Genomic DNA, 21907 nt, shown 5'->3' with positions numbered 1-21907 from the left:
CGACGAATGCTTTTGGAGTAAGTTACCGGCTTTCAGAAAACACTTTCCGGGAGAGAAAAGTGACGCCGCTGCGTATCAACCTAGAACAAGAAGACATTCCGACTCACTGGTACAACGTGGTTGCCGATATGGTCAATCCGCCGGCGCCGCCACTCGGTCCCGATGGCAACCCGGTGCCGCCGGAAGCGATGGGCGCGATTTTCCCCGGCCCGATTCTCGAACAGGAAATGTCGGCTGAGCGCTGGATCGCCATTCCCGAAGAAGTCCGCCAGATCTACGCGCTTTGGCGTCCCGCCCCGCTCTGCCGGGCCCTGCGTCTCGAACAGGCGCTCGGCACGCCAGCCAAGATTTTCTACAAATACGAAGGCGTCTCGCCGGCCGGTTCGCACAAGCCGAATTCGGCCGTGCCGCAGGCCTATTTCAACAAGATCGCCGGCACCAAGCGGCTGACCACCGAAACCGGCGCCGGCCAGTGGGGCTCGTCGATCGCCTTTGCCGGCCAGATGTTCGGCCTGCCGGTGCGCGTCTTCATGGTCAAGGTCAGCTACGAGCAGAAGCCTTTCCGCCGTTCGATGATGCAGACCTGGGGCGCCGAAGTCTTCGCCAGCCCGAGCAACCTGACCAACGCCGGCCGTGCTGCGCTGGCCGCCGACCCCGACAACCAGGGCTCGCTCGGCCTGGCCATTTCGGAAGCCGTTGAAGAAGCTGCGGCCGATCCCGGCACCTGCTACACGCTCGGCTCCGTGCTCAACCACGTGCTGCTGCACCAGTCGGTTATCGGCCTTGAAGCCAAGAAGCAGTTCGATAAGATCGGCCTCTATCCGGACGTGATTTTCGGGCCCTGCGGCGGTGGTTCGAGTTTCGGCGGCATCGCCTTCCCCTTCCTCGCCGACAAGGCGGCTGGCGACAAGCGCGCCACCAATCTGCGTTGCGTTGCGGTTGAGCCGACTTCCTGCCCGACGCTGACCAAGGGCCACTACGCCTACGACTACGGCGACGTCTCCGGGTACACGCCGATCATGAAGATGTACACCCTCGGCCACGACTTCATGCCCCCCGGCATCCACGCCGGCGGCCTGCGCTACCACGGCGATTCGCCGCTCGTTTCGCAGCTGCTCCACGAAGGGCAGATCGAGGCGCTGGCCGTGCCGCAGGTGGCAACCTTCGAAGCTGGCGTCCAGTTCGCCCGGGCTGAAGGCATCATCCCGGCGCCGGAGTCCTGCCACGCCATCCGCGCCGCCATCGACGAGGCGCTCAAGTGCAAGATCACCGGCGAAGCGAAGACCATCCTGTTCAGCCTGACCGGCCATGGTCACTTCGACATGGCGTCCTACGACAAGTACTTCTCCGGCAAACTCGAAGACTACGATTACCCGGAAGCGGCCATCGCCGAATCGTTGAAACACTTGCCCAAGGTAGGCTGAATCCGTGAAAGCCCTCGTCTTCCTGCTCGTTCTCGCCAACCTGCTGTTCTACGCCTTCAGCGAAGGCTACTTCGGGCGACCGGACAATCCGGATGCCGGGCGCGTCGAGCAGCAGGTCCTGCCCGAGCGCATGCGCATCGTCTCGCGCGGCGAGGCGCCGGGGGCGCCGCTCGTTAAACCCGAGCCAGTCGCTCCGGCAGTCGTCCCGGCTGCGGAAACCCCGGGGAATGCCGAGGGGCCCGCGCCGAACTTGCCTGAACCGGCCCCGGAAGCCAAGGCGGAAAAAGCGCAAGTCGCTGGCGCGGCCGAAGTGGTCGACAAACCACAGGTTTGTCTGACCTGGCGTCCCTTGCCGCTGGTCGATGCCGACCGTCTGTCAGTACTGCTGGCCAAGCGTTTTGGCGATTACAAGGTGACCCGGAAAGTCGTCGCCTCGGAAGGCAGTGGCTGGTGGGTGTTCATTCCGCCGCAGCCTACCAAGGCCGAAGCCGAAAGGAAGTCGACGGAATTGCGCGAACTCGGCGTGACGGAGTTCTTTATCGTTCAGGATGAGCTCAATCGCAACGCTATTTCGCTCGGCGTGTTCTCCTCCGAAAAAGGCGGGCAGGACAAGCTGGCCGAGTTGAAAGCCAAAGGGGTCCGCTCGGCGCAGGTCGCGCCGCGTCCGGGCAAGGACAGCCTGGTTACGCTGCAGGCGCGCGGGCCGGTTGGCGACAAGGTCGAGCTGATCGGCGCCGTTGGCCGCCTTCTGCCCAAGGCCGACACGCTGGCCTGTAAATGAGCCAATACGTCGTCGGCCTGACCGGCGGAATCGGCAGTGGCAAAAGCACCGTTGCCGACCTGTTCGTCGAGCAGGGGGCGGGCTTGGTCGATTCCGACGCGATCGCCCGCGAACTGACGCTGACTGGCGGCGCAGCCATGCCGGCACTGACGGCAGAATTCGGCCCGGAAATCCTGACGACCGATGGCGCGCTCGACCGGGTGGCGATGCGCCAGTTGGCCTTCGCCGATCCATCGGCGAGAAGCCGGCTTGAAGGCATCCTGCATCCGCTGATTCGCCAGATATCGGCCGAACGCTGCCAGGCGGCGACCGAACCCTATGTCATTCTTGCCGTGCCGCTCCTGGTTGAGTCGGGAAATTACCGCCAACGCTGCGACCGAATCCTCGTCGTCGATTGCCCGGAAAGCCTGCAAATAGAGCGTGTCATGACACGGAACGGGCTCTCGGCAGAAGAGGTCAAAGCGATCATGGCGGCGCAGGCAACGCGCCAGCAACGGCTGGCCGTGGCCGACGATGTTGTGGTCAATGATTCCGATCGGGAGAAAATTGTTGAACAGGTCAAAATGCAGCATGCGAAATATCTAGCACTTTTGGCTGAAAAACTTAAAGCAAGCTGTTGAGATTTGAATGCAAATGGCTCAGAATAAACAAAATTTTCCGTTTTCTCGGACACCGGCCGCGTGATCACCTACGAATACCCGTTTAATGAACGCATCCGCACGCTGCTGCGTCTGGAAGATTTGTTCGAAAAAACGGCGTATTTCGCACAGGAAGAAGGCGCCCTCGAGCACCACGCGGCGCTGCTTTCCCTGTTCGAAATCCTTGAGGTGGCTGGTCGTGCCGACCTCAAGATGGACCTCATCCAGGAACTCGAACGGCAGCGTCAAACGCTGCTCGCCTTCCGCAACAACCCGGAAATTTCCGAAGAAGCGCTGTCCGGCGCCCTCTACGAAATCGAGCAGTCGTCGGCCGCGCTGCTCGGCATGACTGGCAAGATCGGTCAATACCTGCGTGAAAACGACTGGCTCATGAGCATCAAGAGCCGGGCTGCCATTCCCGGCGGCGTCTGCGAATTCGACCTGCCGTCCTACCACTGGTGGCTGCATCGCCCGGCCGATGTCCGGCGCAGCGCGCTGGAGGGTTGGACCAAGCCGATGCTGCCCTTGCGCGATGCAGCGGCCATCGTTTTGCGCCTGCTGCGCTCAAGCGGTCGGCCGAAAAGCTACTCGGCGACCAATGGCCAGTTTCAGCTCAATCTCGGCGGGTCCGCCGCGCAGATGGTGCGCGTTACAGTCAGCGTCGACGAGCAGGCAATTCCCGAAGTCAGCGCCAACAAATATTTTCTGAACATCCGTTTCACCAAGCCGCCGGCCGGTGAACTCAAGTCGCGTAGCTGCGAACGCGACGTTCCCTTCGACCTGACTTTTTGTAATCTGTAATGGCCGTGCGCAAGGTCCGCTGTCCGCAATGCGGCGAAGACGCCATCTGGGCCCCGGAAAATCCGTGGCGCCCGTTCTGTTCCGAACGTTGCAAACAGATCGACCTCGGTTGCTGGGCCAGCGATTCCTATCGCATCGGCGGTGCGGTCAGCGATGAAGAGGCCGGGACGCCCGGCCTCGACTTTCCGGATCAGCCGACGCGCTGATTTCGGCCATCCGGCGACCTTCCACGGTCAACCGGAAATTTTGCCCAAAATTGAAAGGCCCTGGAGGCAGGAACTACCAGCCGCGCATCAGTGCAATGCCATGGGCTCCGCGCTCTTGCGCTTCCGCCAGCATGTCGGGCTTCATGCCGCCCAAAGCCAGCACCGGTAGTGTGTTGCCCGCCACCTGTCTGGCAAATTCCGGCCAGCCCAGACCGGAGACGTCGGGATGGCTGGGCGTCGCCAGCACCGGGCTGAGCAGCGCGTAGTCGAGGCCAAGCTCGTCGGCCCGGGTAATTTCTGCTGCGTTGTGGCAGGAGGCGCCAACCCACGTGAAGTCGGGGCGCTGCGCGCAGGCGGCCAGTTTGGCCGACGATAGATGGATGCCATCGGCGCCGACCTGGCGGGCGATGTCTTCGTCGTCATTGATGACGACCAGAGCGCCATGGCTATGTGCCAGTCGGCAAACGGCTTCGGCCAGCCACAGGCGCTGCGCCGGAGCCCAACCCTTGTCGCGCACCTGTATCAGCCGCAGCCCGGCCTTGAGGGCCTCTTCCAGCCGTTCCAGCTGGCGCTCGGTGCCTTCCGTCTCGGCATTGGTGATTGCCATCGTCGTCGGCAGCGACAGGGCTTTCAGAATGGGGTCATTGGCCGGCAGGATGGGGGCGACGGTGGCTGCTTCGCCCATTCGTTGCCATTCGACGGCTGAGTGTTCGAGCGGGGCCGTGATGCCGATTTCACCGCCCCACTCCGTGACCCGCCAGAAGTTCAGGCGCACTGTGGCGTGCGGGTAGGTGAATTGCCGGGTCAGCCACGGCGAGCAGGCGGTGACGGTGATGCCGAGTTCTTCCTGCAACTCGCGAATGAGCGCGTCGCGGACACTTTCGCCGGGCTCGACCTTGCCGCCGGGAAATTCCCAGTAGCCGGCGTAAACCTTGCCCTCCGGGCGCTGGGCGAGCAGGAATTCGCGGCCGTCGGCGCGCAGCATGACGGCGGCCGCGACTTCGACGATCTTGCTCACTTGGATTTCTTTCGCGATGCCTTCTGGCGTCCGGCCAGATCACGGGCGAACTGCCAGGCGACGCGGCCGGAACGTGAACCACGGCTCAGTGCCCAGTTCAGCGCCTCGCGTTCGCTGGCGGCAATGACTTCTTCGGCCACGCCAAGCTGGCGCGCCCAGTGATTGGCGATGGCCAGATAGTCGTCCTGGCTGAACGGGTAGAAGGAAATCCACAGGCCGAAGCGCTCGGACAGCGAGATTTTTTCCTCGGTGGTTTCGCCAGGATGGATTTCGTCGTCGACGCGATGCGTTTCGAGGTTTTCCGAAAAATATTCGGGCATCAGGTGGCGGCGGTTTGACGTGGCGTAGATCAGGACGTTGTCCGGCGGCGCGGCGATTGAGCCGTCGAGCACCGATTTGAGCGCCTTGTACGCCGTCTCGCCAGCCTCGAACGAAAGATCGTCGCAAAAAATGATGAATTTTTCCGGTCGACCGTCGAGAAGATCGACGATGTCTGCCAGATCAATCAGGTCTTCCTTGTCCACTTCGATCAGGCGCAGACCCTTGCCCGAATATTCGTTGAGCACAGCCTTGACCAGCGATGACTTGCCGGAGCCACGGGTGCCGGTCAGCAGCACGTTGTTGGCGGCCTTGCCGGCGACGAACTGGCGCGTATTGGCGGTGATGCGCTCCTTTTGGTCGTCGATGTTCTCGAGATCGGACAGGCGGATCGGGTGCGGGTGGCGCACCGCCTGCAGCCAGCCCCGGCCGTTGCTCTTGCGCCAGCGGAAAGCGACGGCGGACTGCCAGTCAGGAGCTTGCTGGAGCGGCGGCAGGGAGGCTTCAAAGCGAGCCAGTACCGCTTCGGTGCGGGCGAGCAGACGTTCCAGGGAGGGAGTGTTGGGCATGGTGGCAGGTATACTTCGCGGCAAATTGCGAACTCTAGCGAAACCCATGCGAAAAATCCAAACGGCAGCCCTTTTATTTCTCTCCATCCTGGTCGGCTGTTCTACCGTGCCGCCCAGTGTTGCCCCGGCCGCCTGCGCCCCGTGCCCGGCCTGTGCTGTCTGCCCGGCCGTGGTGCCTGCCGCTTCGACAACCCCTCCGGTATTTACGCGCTCGTTTCAGCCCGCTGGCTGGGGCGATCTGCCCGGCTGGTCCGCTGACGATGTGGCCGCAGCCTGGCCAGCTTTCCTGCAGTCCTGCCGCGGTGTCGGCAGCAAGCCGAATGGCGCCGGCTGGAAGCGCGTCTGCGATCTGGCGCGGGCGGCTGATGGCAAGCCCGGCCACGATCCACGCCGTTTCTTCGAGCAGCATCTGAAACCCTACGCCGTTGCCAACGGTGATGGCGCCACCAGCGGCATGATCACCGGCTACTACGAGCCGCTGTTGCAGGGTAGCCGCTTGCGCCGCAAAGGCTACGAGCAGCCGGTGCGTGGCGTCCCAGACGACCTGCTGACCATCGACCTGTCGGCCGTCTTTCCCGAGCTGAAAGACAAGCGTGTGCGCGGCCGGCTGGAGGGCAACAAGGTTGTGCCCTACTGGTCGCGCGCCGAAATTGTGGCGCGTGGTGAAAATCTGCCCGGAAAACCCCTGCTCTACGTCGACGATGCCGTCGAACTCTTCTTCCTGCAGGTCCAGGGTTCTGGCCGCGTCAAGCTGGCCGACGGCAGCATGGTTCGGCTCAACTACGCCGACCAGAACGGGCATCCCTATCAGTCCATCGGCAAGGCGCTGGTCGAGCGCGGTGAGTTGAAGCTCGAAGAGGCATCGATGCAGGGCATTCAGGCCTGGGCACGGGCCAATCCGTCACGCCTGGACAATCTGCTCAATACCAACCCGAGCTATGTCTTTTTCCGCGAAGTGCCAAATAGTCAGGACGGCCCGATCGGCGCCCTGGGCGTGCCGCTCACTGCCGAGCGCAGTATTGCCGTCGATCCGCGTTCGGTGCCGCTCGGTTCGCCGGTCTTCCTGGCGACCACCCGGCCGAATACGGCAACGGCAATGAACCGCCTGGTCATGGCGCAGGATACCGGCGGGGCAATCAAGGGGGCTGCGCGCGCCGACTTCTTCTGGGGCTTCGGCAAGGAAGCCGGCGAGCAGGCCGGGCGAATGAAACAGAGTGGCCGCTTGTGGGTTCTATTGCCGGTCGAGCTTGCCCCGAAATAAGGCGCCGACGCACCGTTATCGAGCGACGGCTTGTTAATCTGCACACCAATGGTGCAAATAAGTTGTTATGGCATTTGGTAATGCACTGATTTGTAACATTATTGGCGCACTGGAATGGTGCTTGCTTTTCGCCTTCCCATTCTTTGATTGAGGGGGGTTCATGGAAGCGTATCAATCCAGCAGCAATGTGTTGTTCATCCTGCTCGGCGCCATCATGGTGCTGGCTATGCATGCGGGCTTCGCCTTCCTTGAGGTCGGCACGGTTCGCAAGAAGAATCAGGTCAACGCACTGGTCAAGATCCTCAGCGATTTTGGCGTGTCCACCGTGGCTTACTTCTTCGTCGGCTACAGCATCGCCTACGGCGTGAATTTCTTCAGCGGCGTCGAGACGCTGATGGAGAAAAACGGCTTCGAGTTGACCAAGTTCTTCTTCCTGCTCACCTTTGCAGCGGCAATCCCGGCCATCATTTCCGGCGGTATCGCCGAACGCGCCAAGTTCAACCCGCAGCTGATCGCCACCTTCATGCTGGTCGGTTTCGTCTATCCCTTCTTCGAAGGTATTGCCTGGAATCAGGCCTTCGGCGTCCAGGTCTGGCTCAAGGCAAGTTTTGGCGCGGAGTTCCACGACTTTGCCGGCTCTGTCGTCGTTCATGCCATGGGCGGCTGGATCGCACTGCCCGCCGTACTCCTGCTCGGTGCACGCCACGGTCGCTACAACAAGGACGGCCGGATTTCGGCGCACCCGCCTTCATCCATTCCTTTCCTTGCGCTCGGCGCCTGGATTCTGACGGTCGGCTGGTTTGGCTTCAACGTGATGAGCGCCCAGACCCTCGACAAGATTTCCGGTCTGGTCGCCCTCAACTCGCTGATGGCGATGGTCGGTGGCACGCTGGTCGCTCTCGTTGCCGGCAAGAATGACCCGGGCTTCCTGCACAACGGCCCGCTGGCCGGTTTGGTTGCCGTCTGTGCCGGTTCAGATCTGATGCACCCGATTGGTGCACTGGTTGTCGGCGGCGTGGCCGGCGGACTGTTCGTGATGATGTTCACTTTGGTGCAGAACCGCTGGAAGATCGACGACGTTCTCGGTGTCTGGCCGCTGCACGGCATGTGTGGCGCCTGGGGCGGCATCGCGGCCGGTATTTTTGGCAGCAAGGCTTTGGGCGGGGCGGGGGGCATAGCCTTCATGCCGCAATTGATCATGACTGCAATGGCCATCGTGGTCGCGGTGATTGGCGGCACGCTGGTCTATGGCACCCTCAAGGCGACCATGGGTTTGCGCCTTGATCAGGAAGAGGAATACGAGGGAGCTGACCTCAGTATTCACCGAATTACGGCTACGCCGGAGCGCGAACCGAACTGGTGATTTTTGATAGGAAACAATTAAGTCTGTCGGAATGACAGGTGGGAGCCGAGAGGCTCCCTTTTTAATTGGCGCGCCAAAAAAGGCGATCTTTTTTTTGCGCCAATTCCTTGAGCGAATAGCCTCCACCAAAGGGACGTCAGCGCGGGCTGCAATTTGCAATTGGCATGTCGCTCGGGGTAAATTCGACGCCTTCCCGCTTGAGTTGAGGAGTTTCAAGATGCGCTATCTGGCCAAGGTTGTTCTCGCTTGCGCAGTGTTTTGTGCCGCTCAGGTTAATGCCGAGCCTGTTGTTCCAGGTCTGAGACTTCAGGAGGGCGCGACATACAACTGGGTTTCCGTGAACGAGCGAGCAAGCGACTCAGCAAAGGGGAGGCAGGCATCCAAAGCGACTACGCCTGTCTCTCTCCTGGTTCTCAAGGCAAGCAAGGATGCTTTCCTGCTTGAACTCGGCTATGGCAAGAGCGAACTGGCCATGCCGGCGGAGAACCCCGAGGCTCTGCGATTTTTGAATGATGTTCAGGAAATCGTGCAGTCCCTCAAGTTCCGGGTCGTCGTGGATAACCGTGGCCAGATTCTGGATCTGCAAAATTTTGAGGAGGTTCAGCTTGCAGTCAAGGGGCTGATCGACAAGCTGGCCGCCTCGGCCAAGAATGGTCTGCCGGAGCAAGTAAAAAACCAGTTGCAGGCGATGTTCAGTACCAAGCAGGCCATCGTGGGAGCAATGCTGAAGGACTTGCCGCTTCTTTTTGTCGGTGCTACGGCAGATCCAAATGCCAGTGTGCCGGTCAAGTTCGAGTCAGAAATTGCCAATCCTTTTGGTGGCGCTCCATTCAGGACATCGGGCGTAACAACTGTTTCGAGGCAGCCTGGCAACAAAAGCGTTCTCCAGTTGGAAACCTTGCAGTCAGTCAAGGCAGAATCGGTTGCTCAGCTCATTTCCCAGATGGCGCAAGGCAAGATGAGCAAAACCGACGAAGAGAACATGAGGAAACAGCTAAATGGGATGAGCATCAAGGACAATCTGAAAGCAACTATTGATCTCAATACCGGCTTGTCCAGCCACGTCCGGTTTGTCAGAACGACCACCCTGCAGAATACAAAACGGGTCGATAGCAGGGAGTTCTTGCTGGTCAAGTAGGCGGCCGGAGGGGCTTGGTTGGGCTTTTACACTGGTAGAAGCGGGGGATGCGGGAGCTTGGCGGTTCGATGACTTATGCCTCTGGCACCCGAGAGACTCAATCGTTTGCCTTCCCCCCGGAATAGAGCGGCCTGACATGTTCGGGCCGTATTTGTCTGCAGCTGTGATTTTCTTCACTGACCGATTTTCCGCCTGGCCATATCCTGAAACTGAAGCGGGGAAGTCGAGTTACCAAACGATGCCGAAGCGAGGTGTGCGATGGTCGTGAAGAATGAGAAACGAATGGGTGATGATCGCCGCGCCCGCGAATTCGGCCCGCCGGATGGTTGGCGTGAACGTCGCAAGAGCGTGGAGAGGCGGCTGGTGAGGGTTGATGAGATTCCGTTTTCGGAATGGCTGGCCTATCGGCCGGTGCGGGCCGAGACTGAAACGCAAAAATAATACGGTTTGTGAAACAAAAAGGCCTCGCCAGATTGCGAGGCCTTTTTGTTTATCGGGGCGGGACTATTCTTCCCGCTCGTAAACGACGTCGGAGCGGCGATTTTCAGCCCAAGACTCTTCGTCGTGGCCGGTCTTTTTCGGGTTGCTGGCGCCCAGCGTTTTGATGGTGATCTGTTTTTTTCGTGCGCCGTGACTGGCCAGCGTGGCGCGCACATTTTCGGCGCGCTTCAGTCCCAGTTGGTGGTTGTAAGCAGCGCTGCCGCGTTCGTCCGCGTTGCCTTCAATGCGCACGCGCGCCTTGGGGTGCTCGGCCAGATAGCTGGCGTGGGCACGTAGCGCCGGGTCGTAGTCGGCTTTGACGGTGGCGTTGTTGAGGTCGAAATAGACGCTGCGCTGGGTGCGCAGGCCGACCGGATCCATTTTCATTGGCGCTTCTGGCGCCGCACTCGCGGTCGCGGTCAGCGGAGCGGGGCTGGCGGCGGGCAGGCTGGAGCCCGGCTGAAGTTCGGCTGGCACCGGTTTGCCGAGCAGACCGGGGTGCACCTTGAGCGGGCCGCTTTGCGAGATGTGCTTGCTTGGCGGAATCTCGCTTTTGAAGGCGGCGCAGGCGGTAAGCGTTGTGGAAAGGAGGAGAGCGATAGGCAGGGAAGCGCGCATCTTGTTTTTTCGGCGGCGTGAGGAAGCTCGAATCATAGCCCCTCGCATGGTCGGCGAATAGTCTTGTCAGCGGATGGATGGATGACGAGCGCAAGGTCAATTTACTCATTGGAATAAGTAAATTCACATTTCATCTTTGTGGTTATAAGTGGCTCGGATAGATTCGCTTCCATTGTCCTTCGAGGTGAACCATGACCCAATTCCGCAAATCCATCGTTTCCGTTCTGTTGTCTCTGGTGGCGAGTGCCGCGCTGGCTGACGCCACCTTGCTCAATACGTCCTACGACGTCGCCCGCGATGTGTACAAGGATTACAACCCCTTGTTCCAGAAATACTGGAAGGCGAAGACGGGCGAAAGCATCGAGCTGAAGCAGTCGCACGGCGGTTCGACCAAGCAGGTGCGGGCTGTCGCTGATGGTCTGGAAGCCGATGTGGTGACCATGAACCAGGCCAACGACATCGAGTTTCTGGCCGACAAGGGACTGGTCGCCAAGGACTGGGCGAAGAAATTCCCGAACAATGCGTCGCCTTACACCTCGACAATGGTTTTCATCGTCCGCAAGGGCAACCCGAAGGCGATCAAGGACTGGTCCGATGTTGCCGGGCCGGGCGTGCAGATGATCATTCCGCATCCGAAGAACACCGGTAACGGCCGCAACACCTATCTGTCGGCGTGGGCTTGGGCGCTCAGGCAGCCGGGTGGCAACGATGCCAGGGCCCAGGAGTTCCTCGGCAAGCTGTTGAAGAACGCCCCGTTGTTCGCCGCCGGCGGCCGCGATGCGACGACGACTTTCATGCAACGCAAGATGGGCGACGTGCTGATCACCTTCGAATCCGAAGCCGAAATGATCGCCAAGGAGTTTGGCAAGGGCGAATTCGAGGTGGTCTATCCGAGCCTGACGATGCAGACTGACTTCCCGGTGGCTTTGGTCGAGAAGGTCGTCGACAAGAAGGGCACGCGCAAGCAGGCCCAGGCTTATCTGGAATATCTGTGGTCAAAGGACGGTCAGGAAAATGCCGCGCAGAATTACCTGCGGCCGCGGGATGCCGAACTGCTCAAGAAGTACACGGCTTCCTTCCCGGCCGTGAAGACCTTTACCGTCGATGAAGTCTTCGGTGGCGCCAACAAGGCTTTCGCCACGCACTTCAAGGATGGCGGCAGCTTCGACCAGATCTACGTTGCCAAGTAAGCGCTAACGCTACCGTTGGGCGGGCCGCTTGAACTTCGGTCCGGCCCGTTCCCACGGTCAACCGGAAATTTTGGCAAAAATTGAAATCCATGGCGGCAAAAACTCACCGCGTGTTGCCCGGCTTTGGCCTGGCGCTGGGCTACACGCTGGTCTATCTCTCGATCCTGATCCTGCTACCGCTCGGCGGCATGATCCTCAAGGCTTCCGAACTCGGCTTCGGGCAGATTATCGACATCGCCCTTGGCGAGCGCTCGCTGGCGGCCTTTCGCGTCACCTTCGGCGCTTCGTTTCTGGCCGCCGCGATCAACGCCTTTTTCGGCCTGATCGTCGCCTGGGTCCTCGTGCGCTACCCATTTCCCGGCAAGCGCTTTGTCGATGCGCTGGTCGATCTGCCTTTCGCCTTGCCGACTGCCGTCGCCGGCATCACGCTGGCCACGCTGTATGCCGGCAATGGCTGGCTCGGCCAGTATCTTGAACCGCTCGGCATCAAGGTCGCCTACACGCCGCTCGGTATCGTTTTTGCACTGACTTTCATCACGCTACCCTTTGTCGTGCGCACGCTACAGCCGGTGATCGAGGACATCGAAACCGAAGTCGAGGAGGCCGCCGCCTCGCTCGGCGCCTCTCGCTGGCAGACCTTCGTCAAAGTCATTTTCCCGGCCATTTTCCCAGCCCTGCTCACCGGCTTCGCGCTGGCTTTTGCCCGTGCTGTCGGCGAATACGGCTCGGTGATCTTCATCGCCGGCAACCTGCCGCTGATTTCCGAAATCACGCCCCTGCTCATCATTTCCAAGCTTGAGCAATACGACGTACTCGGCGCTACGGCGCTGGCCGTCGTCATGCTCGGCCTGTCCTTCATCCTGCTGCTCAGTGTCAATCTGCTGCAATGGTGGACGGCCAATCGCCACAAGAACAACGAGCCACTCGAAGTGGCGGCGGCCAAGGCCAGCGGGGTGGCGGCATGAAGTCAACGCGCGCCACGCAGGAACCGGCTTGGGTCCGCTATGGGCTGCTGACGGTCGGCCTTGGCTTCCTGTTCTTTTTCCTCGGCTTGCCGCTCGTCGCCGTCTTTGTTGAAGCGCTGGCCCAGGGCATTCCGGTCTATCTCGAAGCGCTCAAGGAGCCAGAAACCGCCTCGGCAATCGGTTTGACCATAGGCATCGCGCTTGCCGTGTTGCCCTTCAACATCGCCTTCGGCGTCGCTGCTGCCTGGGCCATCGCCAAGTTCGAGTTTCGCGGCAAGAGCCTGCTCATCACGCTGATCGACCTGCCTTTCGCGGTCAGCCCGGTCGTCGCCGGCCTGATCTTCATTTTGCTCTTCGGCTCGCAGGGAACCTTCGGCAACTGGCTCTCCGAACACGATATCAAGATCATCTTCGCCGTGCCGGGGATGATCCTCGCTACGCTGTTCATTACCTTTCCCTTCATCGCCCGCGAACTGATCCCGCTCATGCAGGCGCAGGGCAAGGACGAGGAAGAGGCGGCGGTGTCACTCGGCGCTTCCGGCTTCCAGATGTTCTGGCGCGTGACCTTGCCCAACATCAAGTGGGGCCTGCTTTATGGCGTGATCCTGTCGAATGCCCGGGCGATGGGCGAATTCGGCGCCGTGTCGGTCGTTTCCGGGCACATCCGCGGCGAGACCAACACGCTGCCGCTGCACGTTGAAATTCTCTACAACGAATACAACGCCATCGGCGCCTTCGCTGCCGCGTCCATCCTCGCCCTGCTTGCCCTGGTCACGCTGGTCGCCAAGACTATCGTCGAGTGGCGGATGAAAAAAGAAACCGAAATGCTGAACGCGGTGCTGGCACCGGAGAAAACCTGATGAGTATCGAAATCCGCAACATCTCCAAGCGCTTCGGCAATTTCGTCGCGCTCGACAACATCAATCTCGACATCCCGACCGGTGAACTGGTCGCCCTGCTCGGCCCCTCCGGCTGCGGCAAGACGACCCTGCTGCGCATCATCGCCGGCATGGAAAGCGCCGATCAGGGTGAAATCCTCTTTTCCGGCGCCGAGGCCACTCACCTGCATGCTCGTGACCGCAATGTCGGTTTCGTCTTCCAGCACTACGCGCTGTTTCGCCACATGACGGTATTCGAGAACGTCGCCTTCGGTCTGCGCGTCAAGCCGCGCAAGGAAAGGCCGTCGGACGCCGACATCAAGCGCCGGGTCATGGAACTGCTTGGTCTCGTCCAGCTCGACTGGCTGGCCGACCGCTACCCGTCGCAACTGTCCGGTGGCCAGCGTCAGCGTATCGCGCTGGCCCGCGCCCTGGCCGTCGAACCCAAGGTGCTGCTGCTCGACGAACCGTTCGGCGCCCTCGACACCAAAGTGCGTAAGGAACTCCGCCGCTGGCTGCGTCGTCTGCACGACGACATGCACATCTCGTCGGTTTTCGTCACCCACGACCAGGAAGAAGCGCTGGAAGTGGCCGACCGCGTCGTCGTCATGAACCACGGCAAGATCGAGCAGATCGGCTCGCCCGACGAGGTCTATTCCAGCCCGGCCTCGCCATTCGTTTACCAGTTCCTCGGCAACGTGAACGTCTTTCACAGCCGCCAGCAGGGCGCCTACGCCGAGGTCGAGCGCGGCGAAGCGGCTGAAAAGGCAACCGCCTTTGTCCGCCCGCACGATATCGACATCACCCATCAACCGGCCGAGGAAGGCTTGCAGGCCACTGTCCAGCACGTCCATCCAATCGGCCCGGTGGTTCGTATCGAACTGCTGCACGGTAGCGAAATCGTCGAAGTCGAGCTGTCGCGCGAACGGCATGAAACGCTGCAACTGGCGGCCGGCCAGTCAGTGTGGTTTCGGCCGCGCCAGATGAAGGTGTTCGGCGCCGATGCATTGCCACGGTCAGCGCCGGAAAAGCAGGCATTTTTGTTCTGATCCAGATCGGGGAAGGGCGTCACGGGCGGATGCTATAATCAGCGCCCATTTCGTGCGCGCCAGCCCTATCCGGTGATTTTTACCCTCGGCATCAACCATCATTCCGCGCCGCTCGCCATCCGCGAGCGGGTAGCGTTTGGCGCCGACAAACTGGGCCACGCCCTGGGCGACCTGACGCGCGACCGGCCGGTCCGCGAGGTGGCGATTCTGTCTACCTGCAACCGCACCGAGATCTACTGCTCGGCCGAATCTCCGGATGTCGTCATCGACTGGCTGGCGCACTACCACCAGGTCAGTCGCGAAGAAATTGCCCCCTACATCTATACCCACGACCAGCCAGAAGCCATCCGCCACGCCTTTCGCGTCGCCAGCGGCCTCGATTCGATGGTCATCGGTGAGCCGCAGATTCTCGGCCAGATGAAGGATGCGGTGCGCGCGGCCGAAGAAAACGGCACGCTCGGCACGCAGTTGCACAAGCTTTTCCAGCGCTCATTTTCAGTCGCCAAGGAAGTGCGCAGCACGACGGCCATCGGCGCCAACATCGTCTCGATGGCTGCCGCCGGCGTCCATCTGGCCGAACGCATTTTCGAATCGGTTGCCGGCCAGCGCATCCTGTTCATCGGTGCCGGCGAAATGATCGAACTGTGCGCCGCCCACTTCTGCGCTGGCAAACCCAAGCAGGTCACCATCGCCAACCGGACGGTCGAGCGGGCGCGTGCCCTGGCTGAGCAATACGGCGGTACGGCCATTCGCCTGGACGAACTGGGCGAGCATCTGGCCGCCCACGACATTGTCGTTTCCTGCACCGGCAGCCCCTTGCCGATCATTGGCCTGGGCATGGTTGAGCGGGCGATCAAGACGCGCCGGCACCGGCCGATCTTCATGGTCGATCTCGCCGTGCCGCGTGATATCGAAGAAGAAGTCGGTCAGCTTGACGACGTGTTTCTGTATACCGTCGACGACCTGGCGCAGGTTGTCGAAAGTGGCCTGGAGTCACGGCAGGCGGCAGTGGTCGATGCCGAAGCGATCATTGCCACCCGAGTGCAGGATTTCCTGGGTTGGCTGGCGTCGCGCGACACGGTGCCGGTCATTCGCTCATTGCGCGATTCGGCCGAACGCATGCGCCGCCACGAGATGGAGCATGCGATAAAGTTGCTGGCCAAGGGTGAGGCACCGGAAAAGGTCCTCGAACACCTGTCGCAGCGCCTGACCAACAAATTCCTGCACGCCCCGACGCAGGCGCTGAATTCAGCTAACGACGGCGAACGGGCTGAATTGCAGGCCACGGTAAGTCGACTGTTCCATCTCCACGCTGGTGACTGAGAGTCCGCTTTCCGGCTCGGCGCGGAGCAGGCAGTTTCGGCCGCTGCGCTTGGCCTGAAGCAGGGCGGCATCGGCTGCCTGAATGATGCTCGACGAGGTGATGAAATAGGGCAGGGCGGCGATGCCGCAACTGAAGGTGGCACGCACCGAGCCTTGGGCATGCGCGTGAGGTAGCTCAGAGAAATCCTGGCGTATCTGGTCGAGCAGGGCGGTGGCCCGTTCCAGTTCGGTATCGGGCAGGGCAACGATGAACTCCTCGCCGCCGTAGCGCCCGATCAGGTCGGTGTTGCGCAGGCGGCCACGCAGTAGCCAGGACAGGCTGCGGATGACCTGGTCGCCGACCGGGTGGCCGAAGCGGTCATTGATCGATTTGAAACGGTCGATATCGATCATGGCGACAACCAGGCTACCGTCCGGCATGGCGTCGTGCATCATGCGTTCGATCTGATCCTTGGCCGTGGCGTGATTGAGCAGGCCGGTCAGGCTGTCGTGGCGGGTCGAGTGCAGCATTTCCCGGTAGCGCTGGATCTTGGTCTTGACCACCGCGGCGAGAATGATCGGATTGGTCGGCTTGGTCAGGAACTGGTCGCCGCCAAGGCGCAGGGCCTCAACCTGCTGCGCAATGTCGCTCTCGCTCGACAGGTAGATCACCGGCAGCGAATGGTATTCGGGAACCTGGCGCAGGGCGCTGGTGACTTCGACGCCGCTGCAGAAAGGCATGTACATGTCCATCAGGATGGCGTCGGGCTTGTATTCGGCAGCCGCTTCGAGCAGTAGCCGGGGGTCGCTGATGGCCCGGCTGTCGATGCCATGCTGGGATAACGAACGCCGAACATGGGCGATGGCGGTGGCCGAGTCTTCGACGATCAGCACGCGATGTGTCTCCTGATCCCGCGTCTGAGCCAGGTCGAGAATGCGTGACAAGACATCGCTGACCGTGTCGCCAAGCGGTACACAGGCATCGGCGCCGGCTCGCTGGAGCAGGACGATACTTTGCAGGTTGCTCGGCACGGACAGGCAATAGAAATAACTGCTCGGGAATTCGGTCCGCAAGGCCATGATGCTGGCAATCGCATTGGGCGGATAAGCCCGCCCCTCCTGCTCCGGGATGAACAGAAGGGCCAATGGCGGCTGGTCGGAACGCGGTGTTTCACCCCAGCGAAAGTGGCTAGGGGTGAAGCCAAAAAAGCTCAGTTGCTCGCTCAGCGTTTTCGTCGCCGGGTGGTTCGGTCGCGATACGATCACAATCCGGCGCAGTTGCTGGCAGGCATTTTCGCGCTCGGTCAGGTCGTCAGTCTGACGCCTTGTCGGGATGGCTGGCGTTTCGTGGCGGCGAAGTTCGGTCAGGATAATGATCAATTGCCGACTGATCGCATTCGCCTGATCGTGCGGGATGGGGTGCATGGAACTGTCACCGAACAGGGTCAGTGCAGTGTTTTCCAACTCCTGGCAGGCGCGGACCAGCCCCGGCAGATGCCGACGGTTGAGCTGCTCGGTCAGCCCGTTGAGCGACAGCGTGAATTCGACGAAAAGATCAACGTCGCCCTTGGCCCGATAGTCTTCCCAGCGCGACTCCAGGGTTGCCGCCAGCGCGATAAGGGAATGAGGAATGTGGGGCATCGATTGTTGATATCCGGAATCGGACGATTATGCTTGGCGAATCTGCCCGTGGCAATTGCCTTCCATCGCCGACGAACGGTGTTCTCGGGTACCATTACGCCCCCTTGAACCATTTGCTGACCGGCTTGTGATATGAAATCGAGCATCCGCCAAAAACTCGAACTGCTGGTCGATCGCCTCGACGAAATCGACCGCATGTTGTCGGCGCCGAGTACGGCCGGGGACATGGATCAGTTCCGCAAGCTGTCGCGGGAGCGCTCCGAAATCGAGCCGGTCATCGTCCAGTTCAATGCCTTCCGTCAGGCTGAAAACGATCTGGCTGAAGCCGAGGCAATGCGCGACGATCCGGAAATGCGCGACTTCGCCGAAGAGGAAATCGCCAGCGCCAAGGCGCGTCTGCCCGAACTCGAAATTGAGTTGCAGAAGTTGCTGCTGCCGAAGGACCCCAACGACGAGCGCAGCGTGCTGCTCGAAATCCGCGCCGGGACCGGCGGCGACGAGTCGGCACTGTTCGCCGGCGACCTGTTCCGCATGTACTCGCGCTACGCCGAACGCCAGCGCTGGCAGGTCGAAGTCATGTCGGCCAGCGAGTCGGAACTCGGCGGCTATCGCGAAATCATCTGCCGCCTGGCCGGCAGTGGCGCCTATTCGCGGCTCAAGTTCGAGTCCGGCGGTCATCGTGTCCAGCGCGTGCCGGAAACCGAAACGCAGGGCCGCATCCACACCTCGGCATGCACCGTGGCCGTGATGCCGGAGGTTGACGAGGTCGAGGACGTGAACCTCAACCCGGCCGACCTGCGCATCGATACCTTCCGCGCCTCGGGCGCCGGTGGTCAGCACATCAACAAGACCGACTCTGCCGTGCGCATCACCCACCTGCCGACCGGCATCGTTGCCGAATGTCAGGATGGCCGCTCGCAACACGCCAACAAGGCCTCGGCCATGAAGGTGCTGGCGGCGCGCATCAAGGACGTCCAGGTGCGCGCCCAGCAGGCCCACATCTCGAGCACCCGCAAAAGCCTGATCGGCTCCGGCGACCGCTCCGAGCGCATCCGCACCTACAACTTCCCGCAGGGCCGGATCACCGATCACCGCATCAACCTGACGCTCTACAAAATCGCCGCGATCATGGACGGCGACATGGACGAGCTGCTCGGCGCGCTGGCGGCCGAACATCAGGCCGACCTGCTGGCCGAGTTGGCTGAAACGAACGGCTGAGCCTGACGATCGGCAGTTTTTCGGCATGACTGGGCAGTCAAACCCGGTTGCCACGGTCAACCGAAAAAATGGCCAAAATTGAATTCCTGCCGCCCCGCTCAGAAGCGCACATTCAGCGCCATCAGCTGGAACTGGTCGAGGACGTATTTCCAGTCGTAGCTTGTGCGTAGCTTGATGAGCGAATAGTCCGAGGTCCGCACTTCGTTTCGGACTTGGGAGATGGTGTCCTTGTTGTCTACCCAGAGGAATTCGGCGGTGCTTGCCCCTGACGCAATTGAGTGCCCCGGTCAGCGTGACGCATCCGGTAGCGCTGCCGACAGGTGGCCACCTGTCGTCCAGTCGGATTGACCTACCGGCTTGGCTAGTGTGGCGCCAATTTAAGCTGGAGCGTGCAATCCTATACATGCTCGCCGACCAATCCACTTTGCCTTAGCTGAAACACGGCTTGGGCGCGATTGATCGCGCCCAGCTTGCGGAAAATGCGATACAGGTGGTTGCGTACCGTTACGGGGCTGAGGCAGAGGATGTGGCCAATTTCCGGGTTGGTCTTGCCAAGACTCACCCAGCGCATGATTTCCTGCTCGCGAACGGTCAGCCCCTCGAGTGCACAAGGGGGCGTCACATGCTGTGTGTCGGTTTGTTGAGTGGCATCAACCAATTCCGCATGTTCTGGAGTGATAAAACGCTGCGTGGGTAAATGGGATACCCGTCGGAACGCAGCATCGACAAAAGGCAAGAGGAGCTCTACCCCTTTTGCATCAAACAAGTCGACGAACAGGGCATCCTTCAAAAAAACGTAAAGACACTCGGTATCGCCCCTTTTGTCCCTCATGCCATGGACGACCACCCAACGCATCGGTGTCAATTCCTTGGCTGCCGCGTTATCAGAAATTCCTGGGGCTTCGTTGTCGAAGGCGTCTCTTCCCAATGGAAAGGAAACTGGTTCGGACCCGGCCTTTTTCCATGTTTCAAAGGTCCTGAGCAGAAACGGCAGGACCAATCCGGTAGATACGCTGGTCGTTCGCAAACTCGGCAATGGTGACACCACGTCCAGAAATATCTGTCCAGACACGAAATTTCCCCATGCCGCGATCAGTACCGTGTGAGGTACAAGTTCCTGAACGCCACCTTGCAACCAATCGAGCAGTTCCCGATGAGACTCGATGGCAAGCGAGTTATGGATTATCTCCATTAGCCGTACCTGTTGATGCATCTAGGATTTGTCCCGGGTTGATTCTCTGAAATTTGCGAATTGCACTGAAAAGTAGTGTGAGCGGTTGCCGCTGGTACGGAAGTCACACCGAAACAGGCCCGGCGAATATACGGAGTGGATGATGCTTCGGGCAACTGAATGTCATGTGACATATCGTCGCACCCCTGGCAAATAGGGTCATTCGAACCATTACCAGTCTCCTTGGCTCGCTGTAATTTCGCGGTCTGGAAAGAACGGGTGGGTGTGAGAAGGCATCGCACAGAACTAACCTGGTCTCCGACTGGTTGTACTAATTTCAGGGAGAACTACAATGAATCGCCAAATCGACCTTTGGTCGCTGACCGGCTCCGCGCTCAAATTTGCCGGACTGCTCTCGCTTGCTGTCGCTGCATCAGCAGCAAATGCATCGGTGACGACCTATAACGTCACGCAGACCTATAACCAGACGGTGTACAACGCCACGCATCCGGACTGGGACACGGTCTTCACCGGCTCTTTCAGCTTCGACAACGTCACGAACACGGTTTCAGGGCTGACCGGCAAACTCTCGCAAGCCATGGATGGCGCCCCTGTTCCCGGTGCTTCCAACTGGATTGACCTGAGCTATCAGCTTTCGTCGATCAATGACGGCGCAGGCTTGGTCGTGACGGTGTTCAAGAACAATTCTGTTGATACGTTCTTGCCTTCTGCCACCCGTCCTCACTCTGGCGTCACTTTCGGCAGCAATGGTGCCATGGGGCCGTACGCCATCACCAATGGCACGCAGAACGCCTTCGCCACGATCTATGTTCCGTTGCTGGACCCCACCATGACGCTCGCGCAATCGCAGATCGACAAGCTGGCCTATGGCGATTGCACCGCAGCGGCACTGATGCCGCGCACTGGCTCGGGTACCAAATGCATGGCCGGGTGGGTTGCGTTTGACAGTCAAGGCAACCGGATACCTGGCGGGACGATGATGGGTACCTTGCCGATTACGCAAACCATCACGGCGGCGGTACCGGAGCCGGAAAGCTATGCCATGTTCCTGGCAGGCTTGGGCCTGATGGGCTTCGTGGCGCGCCGTCGCCAGTCGGCCTGATCCGGCTGGAAGAAGGGCGCCACCATGAAAATGCTCCTCCTTGCCGGCAGCGCGCTTGCGCTGCTTGGCGCCCCGGTCGCCCAGGCCGCCGTCAGCACGTACAGCGTGATGACGACCTGGGTCGAACCCGAAACGGCGCCGAACGATTCGATCTTCATCGGCAGCTTCGACTTTGACGCGGCAACCAAGACGGTAAGCAACCTGAAGGGCGTTCTCAGCGAGTCGATGACCGGAAATGCTGTTGGTTATCCGAACGACAGCATGACCTGGCTAACACTGGGTAACCAACTCGTTTCCTGGTACGACGGCACGCTCGGCGGGACTTTTGCTGCCACGTTCAAGAACCCGACGACCACCACCTTTACGACGTCATTCGGAGGCGACACCTGGTTGCCCGGTGGCGAGGTGGTTTATGCCGGTTTTCCGAGCACGGCAGCCAACCCTGGCAATGCCTATGCACTGATCTTTGTTCCGGACAATCCGCTCGCTCAGCTCACCCAGGCGCAGGTCGACAGGCTTGCCTACGCCGACTGCGCGACGGGCGGGATGATGGGGGCGACCTGCATGACCGGCACCAGCGTTGCTGGCTACGGCACCCTCGGCACGATGGGCGGCTTCCCCCTTTCGCAAACCATTGCCGCGGTACCCGAGCCCGAGACCTATGCCATGTTCATGGCTGGCCTGGGCCTGATGGGGTTTATTTCCCGCCGGCGCGGATCGAAGCGCTTCAAGCTTTTCGCCTGATTCTTCAATTC

22 protein-coding genes are annotated in these 21907 nt (G+C 60.7%); 17 read left to right on the top strand and 5 right to left on the bottom strand.

Features of this window, described 5'->3' with window-relative positions; translation table 11 throughout:
* The first annotated feature begins 59 nt into the window (after positions 1–59).
* The 5 genes from WBK19_RS08720 to WBK19_RS08700 are packed head-to-tail and all read left to right on the top strand — an operon-like array spanning position 60 to position 3850.
* Positions 60–1424: a TrpB-like pyridoxal phosphate-dependent enzyme gene (locus tag WBK19_RS08720; RefSeq protein ID WP_511288841.1), complete on the top strand. Its 1365-nt coding sequence runs from the start codon at positions 60–62 to the stop codon at positions 1422–1424.
* 4 nt (positions 1425–1428) lie between these two features.
* The gene (locus WBK19_RS08715; protein WP_511288839.1) at positions 1429–2205 is read left to right on the top strand and encodes a hypothetical protein; all 777 of its coding nucleotides are present in this window, start codon (positions 1429–1431) and stop codon (positions 2203–2205) included.
* Positions 2202–2825, top strand: a complete 624-nt coding sequence (coaE, locus tag WBK19_RS08710) for a dephospho-CoA kinase (RefSeq protein WP_511288837.1) — start codon at positions 2202–2204, stop codon at positions 2823–2825. The genes WBK19_RS08715 and coaE overlap by 4 nt, the downstream gene beginning before the upstream one ends.
* A 60-nt stretch (positions 2826–2885) precedes the next feature.
* Positions 2886–3644, top strand: coding sequence for a cell division protein ZapD (zapD, locus tag WBK19_RS08705; protein WP_511288835.1), 759 nt, complete (start codon positions 2886–2888; stop codon positions 3642–3644).
* Positions 3644–3850, top strand: a complete 207-nt coding sequence (locus WBK19_RS08700; RefSeq protein ID WP_511288833.1) for a DNA gyrase inhibitor YacG — start codon at positions 3644–3646, stop codon at positions 3848–3850. Before zapD ends, WBK19_RS08700 begins: the two co-directional genes overlap by 1 nt.
* A 73-nt stretch (positions 3851–3923) precedes the next feature.
* On the opposite strand, the gene WBK19_RS08695 is transcribed toward WBK19_RS08700, so the two are convergent.
* On the bottom strand, positions 3924–4868 hold the full coding sequence (locus WBK19_RS08695; RefSeq protein ID WP_511288831.1) for a Nudix family hydrolase: 945 nt from the start codon (positions 4866–4868) through the stop codon (positions 3924–3926).
* On the bottom strand, positions 4865–5755 hold the full coding sequence (locus WBK19_RS08690; RefSeq protein ID WP_511288829.1) for an ATP-binding protein: 891 nt from the start codon (positions 5753–5755) through the stop codon (positions 4865–4867). The genes WBK19_RS08695 and WBK19_RS08690 overlap by 4 nt, the downstream gene beginning before the upstream one ends.
* A 46-nt stretch (positions 5756–5801) precedes the next feature.
* Between WBK19_RS08690 and mltA the strand changes: the two genes are divergently transcribed.
* From mltA to WBK19_RS08670, 4 genes are all read left to right on the top strand, one after another.
* Positions 5802–7016 (top strand): murein transglycosylase A, encoded by a 1215-nt coding sequence (gene mltA / locus WBK19_RS08685; RefSeq protein ID WP_511288827.1) that lies wholly within the window; start codon positions 5802–5804, stop codon positions 7014–7016.
* A gap of 160 nt (positions 7017–7176) precedes the next feature.
* Positions 7177–8379: an ammonium transporter gene (locus WBK19_RS08680; RefSeq protein ID WP_511288825.1), complete on the top strand. Its 1203-nt coding sequence runs from the start codon at positions 7177–7179 to the stop codon at positions 8377–8379.
* Between the two features lie 217 nt (positions 8380–8596).
* Entirely contained in the window at positions 8597–9517 is a 921-nt protein-coding gene (locus tag WBK19_RS08675; RefSeq protein ID WP_511288823.1) for a hypothetical protein, read from the top strand.
* A gap of 282 nt (positions 9518–9799) precedes the next feature.
* The gene (locus WBK19_RS08670) at positions 9800–9958 is read left to right on the top strand and encodes a hypothetical protein (RefSeq protein ID WP_511288822.1); all 159 of its coding nucleotides are present in this window, start codon (positions 9800–9802) and stop codon (positions 9956–9958) included.
* A 63-nt stretch (positions 9959–10021) separates the two neighbouring features.
* Here WBK19_RS08670 and WBK19_RS08665 read toward each other — a convergent pair whose 3' ends face one another.
* Positions 10022–10615 carry an OmpA family protein gene (locus WBK19_RS08665; RefSeq protein WP_511288820.1) on the bottom strand — a complete coding sequence of 198 codons (594 nt, stop codon included), beginning with the start codon at positions 10613–10615 and terminating at the stop codon, positions 10022–10024.
* Positions 10616–10806: 191 nt separating this feature from the next.
* On the opposite strand from WBK19_RS08665, the gene WBK19_RS08660 reads away from it, so the two are divergent.
* The 5 genes from WBK19_RS08660 to hemA all read left to right on the top strand — a co-directional run bounded on the left by WBK19_RS08660 (position 10807) and on the right by hemA (position 16020).
* Positions 10807–11805, top strand: coding sequence for a sulfate ABC transporter substrate-binding protein (locus tag WBK19_RS08660; RefSeq protein WP_511288818.1), 999 nt, complete (start codon positions 10807–10809; stop codon positions 11803–11805).
* A gap of 89 nt (positions 11806–11894) precedes the next feature.
* Complete coding sequence (gene cysT / locus WBK19_RS08655) at positions 11895–12770, top strand: sulfate ABC transporter permease subunit CysT (RefSeq protein WP_511288816.1); 876 nt, start codon at positions 11895–11897, stop codon at positions 12768–12770.
* Positions 12767–13630: a sulfate ABC transporter permease subunit CysW gene (gene cysW, locus WBK19_RS08650; protein WP_511288814.1), complete on the top strand. Its 864-nt coding sequence runs from the start codon at positions 12767–12769 to the stop codon at positions 13628–13630. The genes cysT and cysW overlap by 4 nt, the downstream gene beginning before the upstream one ends.
* Positions 13630–14697, top strand: a complete 1068-nt coding sequence (locus WBK19_RS08645; protein ID WP_511288812.1) for a sulfate/molybdate ABC transporter ATP-binding protein — start codon at positions 13630–13632, stop codon at positions 14695–14697. Before cysW ends, WBK19_RS08645 begins: the two co-directional genes overlap by 1 nt.
* A gap of 72 nt (positions 14698–14769) precedes the next feature.
* Entirely contained in the window at positions 14770–16020 is a 1251-nt protein-coding gene (gene hemA, locus WBK19_RS08640) for a glutamyl-tRNA reductase (protein ID WP_511288810.1), read from the top strand.
* Here the strand turns inward: hemA and WBK19_RS08635 are convergent.
* Complete coding sequence (locus tag WBK19_RS08635) at positions 15946–17640, bottom strand: GGDEF domain-containing response regulator (protein WP_511288808.1); 1695 nt, start codon at positions 17638–17640, stop codon at positions 15946–15948. The two genes, hemA and WBK19_RS08635, sit on opposite strands and share 75 nt — an antisense overlap.
* A gap of 132 nt (positions 17641–17772) precedes the next feature.
* Between WBK19_RS08635 and prfA the strand changes: the two genes are divergently transcribed.
* Positions 17773–18858 (top strand): peptide chain release factor 1, encoded by a 1086-nt coding sequence (gene prfA, locus WBK19_RS08630; RefSeq protein ID WP_511288806.1) that lies wholly within the window; start codon positions 17773–17775, stop codon positions 18856–18858.
* A gap of 397 nt (positions 18859–19255) precedes the next feature.
* Here the strand turns inward: prfA and epsA are convergent, their stop codons facing one another.
* Entirely contained in the window at positions 19256–20071 is an 816-nt protein-coding gene (gene epsA / locus WBK19_RS08625; protein ID WP_511288804.1) for an XrtB/PEP-CTERM-associated transcriptional regulator EpsA, read from the bottom strand.
* A 310-nt stretch (positions 20072–20381) separates the two neighbouring features.
* Between epsA and WBK19_RS08620 the strand changes: the two genes are divergently transcribed.
* On the top strand, positions 20382–21152 hold the full coding sequence (locus tag WBK19_RS08620; protein WP_511288802.1) for a PEP-CTERM sorting domain-containing protein: 771 nt from the start codon (positions 20382–20384) through the stop codon (positions 21150–21152).
* Between the two features lie 24 nt (positions 21153–21176).
* Positions 21177–21896 (top strand): PEP-CTERM sorting domain-containing protein, encoded by a 720-nt coding sequence (locus WBK19_RS08615; RefSeq protein WP_511288800.1) that lies wholly within the window; start codon positions 21177–21179, stop codon positions 21894–21896.
* The last annotated feature ends 11 nt before the right edge of the window (positions 21897–21907 follow it).

Origin of the sequence: Azonexus sp. (assembly GCF_049652925.1) — a bacterium.
Lineage (GTDB): Bacteria > Pseudomonadota > Gammaproteobacteria > Burkholderiales > Rhodocyclaceae > Azonexus.
The sequence above is the reverse complement of the archived record's forward strand: the minus strand, read 5'-3'. Positions and strand labels throughout refer to the sequence as shown.